This window comes from Hyphomonas johnsonii MHS-2 (assembly GCF_000685275.1).
Lineage (GTDB): Bacteria > Pseudomonadota > Alphaproteobacteria > Caulobacterales > Hyphomonadaceae > Hyphomonas > Hyphomonas johnsonii.
Genome location: NZ_ARYK01000007.1, coordinates 150,480 through 160,785, shown reverse-complemented (window position 1 = coordinate 160,785; position 10,306 = coordinate 150,480). Strand labels below are relative to the sequence as shown.

Sequence of the window (10,306 nt, the reverse complement as noted above, 5' to 3'; positions counted from 1 at the left end):
GGTGGTCGGGGGAGACAGCCCCCTCATATGCCCGCCCTGCCGGGGTATGGCCGGTCAGGCGCTCTGCGATGCACGAATGTTGAACACACGGACCGGCTCGAAATGTCCGGCGCGGACGTCGCCGAGGGCCACGGCGGTCCCGTTGCAGCTGGCAAGGGCGAGGCGGTCATCATCGTCGGCAGGGTTGCGTGCCTCGCGCCAGGCCTCGATTACATGCGGCATCAGCATGATCGATCGTCCCTGGCGCAGATCGGCGGCTTCGCCCGGGGCAATGTCCAGGGCCGGCACGCCGGTGAGCACCGATTGCAGGGGTTTCAGCGCGGCGAGCAGGTCTGCCTTGTCCGTCATCTCCTGCAGGGCGGAAATCGCCACGGCATCGGCAGCGCTGAATGACCCGACGCGGGTGCGACGCAGTTGGCTGATATGGCCTTCACAGCCCAGGTCGAAAGCGAGATCCCGTGCCATGGCGCGGACATAGAAGCCCTTGCCGGATGTCACATGGACCACGGTATGATCTGCATCGGGCATGCCGATGACCTTGGCGGAATGCACGACGACCTCACGGGATTTCAGTTCGAAGTCTTCGCCTTCCCGGGCGAGGTCATAGGCGCGCTGGCCGTCGACCTTGATGGCGGAGAATCTTGGCGGAACCTGCTGGATCAGGCCGATATAATTCGACAGGGTGGCCTCGACGGCCTCGCGCGAGGGCCGGGCCGCCGACGTGGCGGTGACGGCGCCTTCGGTGTCCTGGCTGTCAGTGGATGTGCCCCATTCGATGGTGAAGACATATTCCTTCTCGGAATCCATCGCCCACTGGACCGTCTTGGTGGCTTCGCCGAAGGCAATGGGCAGGATACCGTCAGCCAGCGGGTCCAGCGTGCCGCCATGGCCGACCTTGTCGGCATTGTAGAGGCGTTTCAGGATTGCAACAGCCTGGGTCGAGGTCATCTCGACGGGTTTGAACAGGTTCAGCCATCCGCTGATCGGATCGCCCTTGCGTTTTCTCTGACGAGCCACGGTCTGGTCTCCTGTGCCCTGCAAAGCGGTTCGAACGCCTGTGGGCAGTTTGTCTGGCGGGATGTGAAGCGGGGCCCATAGGCTGCGACGGTGGCTTCGTCAACCGCGGGGCAGGGCGGTCAGGATGCGCTTTTGAGGGGTTCGGCCGCGTCGGGCGCATCGTCGAACAGGATTTCCGGCCCATCCGGTTCGCGCGGCCGGACCTTCGCGGCCCGTTCCGGGCGCTGACCGTCTTTCGGCATGTGCAGGTCGATAATATCGAGATTGAGGTCGAACTCGCCCGTGGTCTCGGTATCATTCGTATCCATCTTGTAGCGGACGATGTCCCGGATCTTGATCAGGACCTCGCGATTGTCGTCGACCAGCGGAATCTGCCGCCCGTCTGACGTGCCGATGGTGAGGCGGTAATAGGGCTCGCGCTTTTTCAGGCGCATCGCGATCAGTGTGGCCCGCAGGCCGAGGAATATGCCAAGCAACATCAGGGCGCCGCCGATGAACAGGGCGACAACACTGGAAGGCTGGCCCGGCATAAGGCCCCACCAGCCGATTGCCACCAGGCCGAAAAACAGGTTCGCGACGCACAGGGTGGCATACAGGCGCTGGGTCTGCCGGTTGCCGGGCGTGTCCCACGGAAAGAACATCATGCCTTCGACCGACATGGTGGCAATGCGCCGGATAGCGATCGTGTCGTCGCCAAGCTGAAGGGAAGCGGCCGACACTTCGCCTTGGCGTGCGCCTTCCATATCGAGCGTCTGGCGGTCCATCCGGTGCGTTCCCCTGTCGCAATTGGGTAACGCTCTCAACAGATGGGCGTCATGTCAAATGACAAAGCGGATAAGGCGGCAGTCTTGCGGACTCAGCTCTCGAGATCGCGTTTGACGCGCGGATCGGAGAGAAGACGGTCGATGTGCGTTGCCTCGTCATAGGATTTGTCAGCGATGAAGTGCAACTGGGGCGTGAACTTCATGTCGATTTCACGCCCGAGTTTGCCGCGCAGGAAGGCGGCAGCACGGGTCAGGGCGTCGGCGAGCTTGTCCCGGCCTTCTTGCGTGTCGTCGCCGAGCGGGGTGACGAAGACATTGGCATGGCGAAGGTCTGGTGAGCAGCGCACTTCGCCGACCGTGATGATGACACTGGCGAGATCCGGATCGCGCAGGTCTTCGCGCGTCAGTATATCAGCAAGTGCGTGGCGAATGATCTCGCCGGCGCGGAGTTGGCGCTGGGAGGGCATGCCGGCAGCAGCGGGTTTGCGGGCCATCAGGTGGGAACCTCTTGTTTCAGCCGGGCCATGAAGGCAGTCCGGGCGTCCTTTTTGCCTTTGAACCAGGCATCCGGGATGATCAGCGCATCGGCGCCGCGAACCATCACCGCTGTGTGGCTGCGGCCGGTTTTGATGCCGGTCACACATTGCCATGCCATGCGTGTCTCGATGCCGCCGCGCCGAAGCACGATGCCGGCATCTGTGAGGGAAATCTGTGTTTCGAGAGTCATTTCCGTGCCGCGTCCGAACTTGTGGCGATACGACCAGCGGATGAAGATCAGATACCAGCTGATCCCCGCAAGGGCTGCTACCATCGCGGAAATGAACCATTGCCAATAGTCCGACAGGCCGATCATGCGGGTGGCTTCGCGAACCATGATTGCCATGCTGGCGGATATTACCGGTGCCGTGACGCCGGCATAATAGACTGCGGTCGGGCCGACCGCGCCGCCCCTGGTGAGCCGCGTGAGCCGTTTGACGTCCTGCTCACGAAGGAGTCCGGAGACACGCAGGGGCTCGGTCATGGCGTCGATCCCTAGGCGAGGGTTCTCGCGATCTCCTCAACCTGGAAGCACTCGATCTTGTCGCCGACACGGATGTCTTCATAGCGCTCGAAGGCCATGCCGCATTCCATGCCGCTGGAAACTTCTGTCACTTCGTCCTTGAAGCGTTTCAGGGTTTTCAGCTTGCCCTCGTGGATCACGACATCGTCGCGCAGGAGGCGCACGCCGCAGCCGCGGACAACCTTGCCCTCGGAGATGCGACAGCCGGCAATCTTGCCGACCTTCGTGATGTTGAAGACTTCGAGAATGTCGGCGTAGCCGAGGAAGGTTTCGCGCTTCTCCGGTGCCAGCATGCCCGACAGCGTGGATTTCACGTCGTCGATCAGGTCGTAGATCACCGAATAGTAGCGGATCTCGACGCCTTCCTTCTCGGCGAGGTCACGGGCCTGCTTGTTGGCGCGCACGTTGAACGCGAAGATCGGGGCACCCGACGACTTGGCAAGCAGGACATCGCTCTCGGAAATACCGCCGACAGCGCCATGAATGACGCGGGCGCGGACTTCTTCGGTCGAAATATTGTCGAGCGACATGGAAATGGCCTCGACGGAGCCCTGAACGTCGCCCTTGACGACGATCGGCAGTTCCGAGGTTTCCACGGCACCGTCCTTGAGGCGGCTGAGCAACTGGTCGAGCGAGACACGCGCGGCAACGCCTGCCTTGCCGGCGACCTGGCGCTTGTTGCGCACGCGATATTCAGTGATCTCACGTGCACGGGCCTCGGTCTCGACGACAACGAACGGTTCGCCCGGATCCGGGGCACCATCGAGGCCGAGCAATTCGACCGGAAGCGATGGCCCTGCGCCTTCGAGCTGCTGGCCGCGCTCGTCGGTGATGGCGCGGACCTTGCCCCATTGGGCGCCGGCCACGACGATGTCGCCGCGCTTGAGCGTGCCGCGCTTGACGAGCACGGTGGCGACGGGGCCGCGGCCCTTGTCGAGCTGGCTTTCGATGACGACGCCATCGGAGGCGCGGTCAGGATTGGCAGAAAGTTCGAGCAGTTCGGCCTGCAGCGTGATGGCGTCGGTCAGGTCGTCGAGGCCAATGCGGGATTTGGCAGAGACTTTGACGGCCTGTGTGGCGCCGCCCATGGCTTCAACCTGGATGTCGTGCTGCAGAAGGTCGGTCAGCACCTTCTCAGGCTGGGCATCGTGCAGGTCGATCTTGTTGACCGCGACGATGATCGGAACGCCGGCCGCCTTGGCATGATTGATGGACTCGATCGTCTGCGGCATCACGGAATCGTCTGCAGCGACGACGAGGATGGCGATGTCGGTGGCGTTCGCGCCCCTGGCCCGCATGGCCGTAAAGGCAGAGTGACCCGGCGTATCGAGGAAGGTGATCTTCTGGCCGGATTTCAGCTGCACCTGATAGGCGCCAATATGCTGGGTAATGCCGCCAGCTTCGCCCGACACGACGTCGGTGGAGCGCAGGGCATCGAGCAGGGAGGTCTTGCCGTGGTCGACATGGCCCATGATCGTGACGATCGGCGGACGCGGCTTCAGCGTGGCTGGATCGTCGGCCTCGCCTTCAAGGCCGATCTCGACATCGGATTCGGCAACGCGGCGGACCGTGTGGCCGAATTCCTCGGCGATCAGTTCAGCGGTGTCGGCATCGACAATGTCGTTGCCGCGCATCATTTCGCCTTGCTTGATCATGAATTTCACGACATCGGCGACGCGCTCGTTCATGCGGCCTGCAAGGTCTTGCAGGGTAATGGTTTCCGGAAGGGTGACTTCGACCGACACCTTGTCGCGCTGTTCAGCACCGCCGAAACGACGCTCACGTTCACGTTCGCGGGCGCGCTTGAGCGACGCGAGGGAGCGCTGGCGATCAGCGTCGTCGCCGAGCGCGGATGAAATGGTCAGCTTGCCACGGCGGCGCTCGCCACTGTCGCGGACAGTACGTGCAGCTGCGTCGCGCGAGCGTTCACGATCATCCTTGCCGGACTTGCCGCGCTTGCTGCGGCCGGCCGCCTCTTCGGCGGCAGGGTCTGGCATGGCGGCGGCGTTGGCCGGATCGGATTTGGTGCGGCGGGCCGGTTTCTCTTCCTGCTGGGCAGGTGCGGCAGCGATGGCTTCGGCTTCAGCCTTGCGGGCTTCTTCCTCGGCGCGGCGGCGGGCTTCAGCCTCTTCGCGCTCGCGAGCTTCCTGAGCCTTGCGCTCCTGTTCCGAACGCAGACGGTTCTGGGCGGCAACGACTTCCTTGTTATCGAGGGCGCGGCTGGCTTCTTCAGCCTTGCGCTCAAGCAGCACTTTCTGGCGGGCCTTGAGCTCGTCAACAGTGATGCCGAGCTTGCGGGCGGTCGCGATCAGGCGGGCCTCAAGACTCTCGGCCTGCTTGGTCGGCGCGTCGGACGCTTGCCCAGGCGCAGGTGTGGCCCCGCCCGGCCCGACGGCCCGGCGTTTCTTGGTTTCCACCACAACCTGTTTCGAGCGGCCATGACTGAAGCTCTGCTTCACCGTGCCAGCTGATTTGCGTGCGACGGTGAGCGGCTTGCGGCCACCCGAATTATTGCCTGTATCGTTCGTTTCGCTCATGCGTCCTACATATCATATATTCCACCGAAACACCCATGCGTCCCGGCAAGTTTCTAATCCCGATCCTGATCCTTGAACCAGTTCAACTCAGGCACCTCGCGAAACCCGGTCAGCCGCCGATAGGCGAGAGTCCACGTCTTCGCAATGGCTCCTTTGCGGAGGAGACCGTGTATCACACGCTCGCGTCCAAAAGCCATGCCCAATTCCGCCGAAGTGAGAGCCCCGGCGACGTTCACGTTGCTATATAGCGCTTTCGCAAGAAAATACACCTTGTTACGGCCATCTTCTGCACCGTCGGACGCTTCGAGCAGTATTCCGTGGGTCTTCTTGCGCAGTGCGTCCTTCACCTGATCGTACCCCAGGATGACGGTGCCAGCTTTCTTGGCCATTCCAAGCACGCTGAGGCAGCGTTGCAGCAGCAGGGATTCGACCTGATCGACGAGGCCTTCAGGAACGGTGACCTGCATCTTGAAGCCGCGGGCGAAGGCGCCTTTCGAGGCCGCAAGCGCTACGCTCTCCCTGTCCGCCTTGACCCATACGCCCCGGCCCGGGAGCTTGGAGGCGACGTCAGGTGTGACGACCATGTCGGGCGACAGCACGAAGCGCACCATCTCCGTCTGCGCCAGACGCTCGCGCGTCACGGCACACTGGCGGACGGGGCCCTCCCCGTCCGACGTGTTACCTTCAATGCCGGTTACGCGCGGATCACTCTTCCGGTGCGGCTTCGTCATCACCGCCCTCCGCTGCCAGGGCTTCGAGATCGAACTCGAGCTCTTCGAGGGCGGCATCTGCCGCGTCTTCGCCGCCGAGACCACCAAGCGCGAGCAGGGCGCGTTCTTCCTCGGTCAGATCAGCCGTCTCGGTTGCGGCCGGCTGCTGGGCAGCGATCAGTTGTTCGATGGCATCCGCCTCGATCCAGCCAGCTGCGACGCGGGCCTTCATGATGAACATCTGAGCGTCGTCCTTGCGCATTTCGCCCTTCTTCAGGATGCCTTCGACCCAGACCGGCTTGCCGTCAGGGCCTGGCTCGCGGAAGCCGGTAATGTCGTCAGGCACGAGGCCGGCGACGTCTTCGACTGTCTTGACGCCCTCATTGCCGAGTTTCACGGCAAAGGCGGGGGTCATGCCCTCGAGTTCCAGGACTGCGTCCTCGACCCCGAGTTCCTTGCGCTTGGCATCGTTTTCAGCGGCCAGGCGGTCGAGGAATTCACGGGCACGTTCTTGCAGCTCCGCAGCCACTTCCTCGTCGAAGCCTTCGATCTGGATGAAGTCTGCCGGGGCCACGAAAGCGATCTCCTCGACGGTCTCGAAGCCTTCCGATGCCAGCAGCTGGGCCAGCGTTTCATCGGCATCAAGCGCCTTCATGAAGAGGTCTGTCCGCTCCTGGAATTCACGCTGGTAGCGTTCGGAGTCGGCCGATTCCGTGACAAGGTCGATCTGCCAGCCGGTGAGCTGGGAGGCGAGCCGCACGTTCTGGCCACGACGGCCGATCGCCAGCGGAAACTGGTCGTCAGCGACCACGACTTCAACGCGGCGCTCTTCCTCGTCGAGCACCACTTTCGACACTTCGGCCGGCTGCAGTGCGTTCACGATGAAGGTCGCGTCGTCATAGTTCCACGGGATGATGTCGATCTTCTCGCCTGAAAGCTCGCCGACAACCGCCTGGACGCGCGCACCGCGCATACCGACACAGGCACCGACCGGATCGATCGAACTGTCATTGGAGATGACACCGATCTTCGCGCGGCTGCCCGGGTCGCGGGCACAGGCGCGGATATTGATGACGCCGTCATACACTTCAGGCACTTCCTGGGCGAACAGCTTGATCATGAAGTCTGGCGCTGCGCGCGACAGGAAGATCTGCGGGCCCTTCATTTCGCGGCTCACCTTGTAGAGATAGGCGCGCACGCGGTCGTTCGGTTGGAAGTTCTCGCGCGGGATGCCGTCATTGCGACGGATGATGCCCTCGGCGCGGCCAAGGTCGACAATGACGTGGCCGTATTCGACGCGCTTGACGATGCCGTTGATGATCTCGCCGACGCGGTCCTTGTATTCTTCGTACTGACGCTCGCGCTCGGCATCACGCACCTTTTGCATGATGACCTGTTTCGCGGTCTGGGCGGCGACACGGCCGAAATCGAACGGAGGAAGCTCTTCCTTGAGTTCGCCGCCGATTTCGAGCGTCGGGTCGATCCGCTTGGCTTCGGTCAGGCGCAGTTCCTTGGAATCGTCCTCGAAATCCTCGTCGGCCACGACGGTCTGGATGCGCCACAGTGTCTGTTCGCCGGTCGCGGGGTCGATCCGGGCACGGATATCGTGCTCCTGGCCATACTTGGCCTTGGCAGCCTTTTCGATGGCTTCCTGCATCGCTTCGACGACAATGCTCTGGTCGATCGATTTTTCCTCGGCGACCGCTTTGGCGATCTGGAGGATTTCCAGCCTGTTGGCTGAAACGCCGATTGTATTCATGTGACGTCTCCCGTCTCTTCATTTGTATCTGTGTCGTCTTCGGTTTCGTCGATCTCGAATTCGCCGAGGTCGTCTTCGTCCGGCTGCGGCGGCAGGTTGCCGCTGGCGCGGGCCGCGTCGATCAATGCGTCCGTGAGGACGAGCGTGGCGCGGCTCATCTCGTTGACATGGGCTACCAGCTCTGTCTGGTCGTCAAGTTCGATATGGGCGCCGGCTTCGTCTTCGCCGGTAATGGTTCCGCCGAACCGGCGACGCCCGTCAAGCGGGCGAGCGAGTTCGATCCTGACTTCGTGCCCGATCCAGCGGGCAAAATCGCCGGGCCGTGTAAGCGGGCGGTCGATGCCGGGCGTCGAGACTTCCAGAACATAGGCTTCTTTGATCGGGTCTGCGGCTTCGAACACGGGGCTGAGCGCGCGCGACAGGCGGGCGCAATCTTCCACGCTCGTGGGGGCGCCGCCGGCCCGTTCCGTCATGATCTGCAAGCCTGGGCGCCGTCCGCCCATCACGCGCAGGCGCACGATTTCCATCCCAAGACTCTCTGCCACGGGTGTGGCGATGTCCAGAATGCGGCGTTCCTGTTCAGTCAGGGCGATCATGAGGCGGGGTAAATCCGGGCAAAGAAAAACGGCGGCCCCGTTGCCGGAACCGCCGCCGATATGTTTCGACTTGGGGGCTATATACTGTCGTGGGCCAGAGATGTCGAGAGGGGCACGGCTTAAGGCTGCCAATGGCGCAGGACAGGTCAGGCTGAGGGCGCTGGTTGTCTCTCTGCAGACCGTGCGCATTGGCTGGGGAGACGCCCTTTGCCATTGCAGACCCTTCACCGCATCGATTGATGCCGTGCTGAACCGTGCACCGTTGCCGGAGCCCGCCCATCTCCATGCGTGAGAAGGGGGTGCCTAGAGGACTTTCAGATCCACGGCCGATGTCTTGCCACGGCGCTCATCCTTGTAGAGCTCGTAGGAGACTGCCTGATCCTCGGCCAGCGTGCGCAAGCCCGAACGCTCAACTGCGGAAATGTGCACGAACACGTCGGTTCCGCCATCATCAGGCTTGATGAAACCGAAGCCCTTCTGGTCGTTGAACCATTTCACTTTACCCGTCGCCATTGCTTGTATTCCTTCACGTCTAAACACAACGTCCTGGCTCGGAGATGAGCCTGAACCGCCTATCGAAACGGGTGGGAAGAAAGTCATGGCCGTCGGTCTGACGGGGTCTTGATATTCAGACCGACCGAATTCGATGGCGGAATAAAACGCACAAGTGCGACATTTCGTCAAGCAAATCTAGGGCGCAGGATACACGCTGAAGTCGAACCAGACCGGATCACAATCGCCCAGTCTTTTGGCCTCATAGCGGGTCGGAACGTGGTCTGCGGGCGGTGTGCGCCAGTCGGATGCGCGTCCTGCATGCCAGTTGAACGCACCATGCGCCAGAAAATGCCCAAGGGCCTCGTCGGCATAGCTGGCGACGTCCGTGGCAAACCGGATACGGGCACCCGGCGCGGCGATGCGGGCCAGTTCGTCCAGGAATTCCGGTTGGATCAGGCGGCGCTTCTGCTGTTTCTTCTTGGGCCAGGGGTCCGGGAAGAGAATGTAGACGCTGTCGACCGAGCCTGCAGCAAGGCCGCGCATGAGGTCGCGGGCATCTTCCATCCAGAGCCTGACGTTCGAGAGGCCGTTTTCTTCTATGCCGGTCAGGGCCTTGGCCATGCCTTCAATGAAAGGTTCGCACCCGATGAAACCGGTATCCGGCGCCCGGCGAGCCTGTTCGACAAGGTGCTCTGCGCCGCCAAAGCCGATCTCGAGGCAGATCGCCGTGGCAGACGGGAACAGGGATTTCGGGTCAAGCGCGCCCGGCGCGCCGACCGGTACGGAGAGGCGCGGCAGGACATCGTCCACCAGCGCCTGCTGGCGGGCCGACAAGGCGCGGCCGCCGGTGCGCCCGAAGGTGCGGATGCGTGGCCTGGGTGGTGGGGGCGAAGCAGAGGTCATGAGGGTGGCCTCATGCCCCACGTGCCGCGGCGGATCAATCCTGCAGTTTCGGGTCGAAGGCCGACGCCGCCGCACGGACAGTGTTCAGCAGGGACTTGCGAAGCGACGTGTCCTCTATCTTCTGGAACGCGGCGATCAGGTCCAGCGTCTCGGTGTTCATCACCGGCGCATGCGCATCGCTGCCATCTTCCGCAAATTGCGCGTTTTCGTGCTCGACGAACCCTTCGGCCCCTTCGAAGAAATAGGTGATCGGCACCCCGAGCACGGATGCGATCTCGAACAGACGGCCCGCGGACACGCGATTCACGCCTTTTTCGTATTTCTGCACTTGTTGAAAGGTGAGATTCAGGAGTTCGCCAAGTCGTTCCTGAGTAAGCTTAAGTTCTCTGCGCCGCCAGCGAACACGTTGACCAACTACCCTGTCGATTCCACTTGGCAGTTTGTTCTCAGACATCTCCCACCCGA

11 protein-coding genes are annotated in these 10,306 nt (G+C 62.5%); all 11 read right to left on the bottom strand.

Features of this window, described 5'->3' with window-relative positions:
- Positions 1-54 precede the first annotated feature (54 nt).
- The 11 genes from truB to HJO_RS14260 all read right to left on the bottom strand — a co-directional run bounded on the left by truB (position 55) and on the right by HJO_RS14260 (position 10,295).
- Positions 55-1,017, bottom strand: a complete 963-nt coding sequence (gene truB / locus HJO_RS14310) for a tRNA pseudouridine(55) synthase TruB (protein ID WP_035618061.1) — start codon at positions 1,015-1,017, stop codon at positions 55-57.
- Between the two features lie 119 nt (positions 1,018-1,136).
- On the bottom strand, positions 1,137-1,781 hold the full coding sequence (locus HJO_RS14305; RefSeq protein WP_035618060.1) for a membrane-associated sensor domain-containing protein: 645 nt from the start codon (positions 1,779-1,781) through the stop codon (positions 1,137-1,139).
- 92 nt (positions 1,782-1,873) lie between these two features.
- Positions 1,874-2,275 carry a 30S ribosome-binding factor RbfA gene (gene rbfA / locus HJO_RS14300; protein ID WP_035618059.1) on the bottom strand — a complete coding sequence of 134 codons (402 nt, stop codon included), beginning with the start codon at positions 2,273-2,275 and terminating at the stop codon, positions 1,874-1,876.
- Positions 2,275-2,802 (bottom strand): YcxB family protein, encoded by a 528-nt coding sequence (locus tag HJO_RS14295; protein WP_035618058.1) that lies wholly within the window; start codon positions 2,800-2,802, stop codon positions 2,275-2,277. Before HJO_RS14295 ends, rbfA begins: the two co-directional genes overlap by 1 nt.
- A gap of 11 nt (positions 2,803-2,813) precedes the next feature.
- Positions 2,814-5,378, bottom strand: a complete 2,565-nt coding sequence (gene infB / locus HJO_RS14290; protein WP_035618056.1) for a translation initiation factor IF-2 — start codon at positions 5,376-5,378, stop codon at positions 2,814-2,816.
- A 53-nt stretch (positions 5,379-5,431) separates the two neighbouring features.
- Positions 5,432-6,109, bottom strand: coding sequence for an RNA-binding protein (locus HJO_RS14285; RefSeq protein ID WP_051618642.1), 678 nt, complete (start codon positions 6,107-6,109; stop codon positions 5,432-5,434).
- The gene (nusA, locus tag HJO_RS14280) at positions 6,084-7,847 is read right to left on the bottom strand and encodes a transcription termination factor NusA (protein ID WP_035618055.1); all 1,764 of its coding nucleotides are present in this window, start codon (positions 7,845-7,847) and stop codon (positions 6,084-6,086) included. Before nusA ends, HJO_RS14285 begins: the two co-directional genes overlap by 26 nt.
- Positions 7,844-8,443, bottom strand: a complete 600-nt coding sequence (gene rimP / locus HJO_RS14275) for a ribosome maturation factor RimP (protein ID WP_035618054.1) — start codon at positions 8,441-8,443, stop codon at positions 7,844-7,846. The genes nusA and rimP overlap by 4 nt, the downstream gene beginning before the upstream one ends.
- Before the next feature lie 303 nt (positions 8,444-8,746).
- Positions 8,747-8,956, bottom strand: a complete 210-nt coding sequence (locus tag HJO_RS14270; RefSeq protein ID WP_035618053.1) for a cold-shock protein — start codon at positions 8,954-8,956, stop codon at positions 8,747-8,749.
- 177 nt (positions 8,957-9,133) lie between these two features.
- Complete coding sequence (gene trmB, locus HJO_RS14265) at positions 9,134-9,841, bottom strand: tRNA (guanosine(46)-N7)-methyltransferase TrmB (protein ID WP_051618641.1); 708 nt, start codon at positions 9,839-9,841, stop codon at positions 9,134-9,136.
- Positions 9,842-9,875: 34 nt separating this feature from the next.
- A complete protein-coding gene (locus tag HJO_RS14260; RefSeq protein ID WP_035618052.1) occupies positions 9,876-10,295 on the bottom strand; it encodes a helix-turn-helix domain-containing protein in 420 nt (139 codons plus the stop codon).
- Positions 10,296-10,306 lie beyond the last annotated feature (11 nt).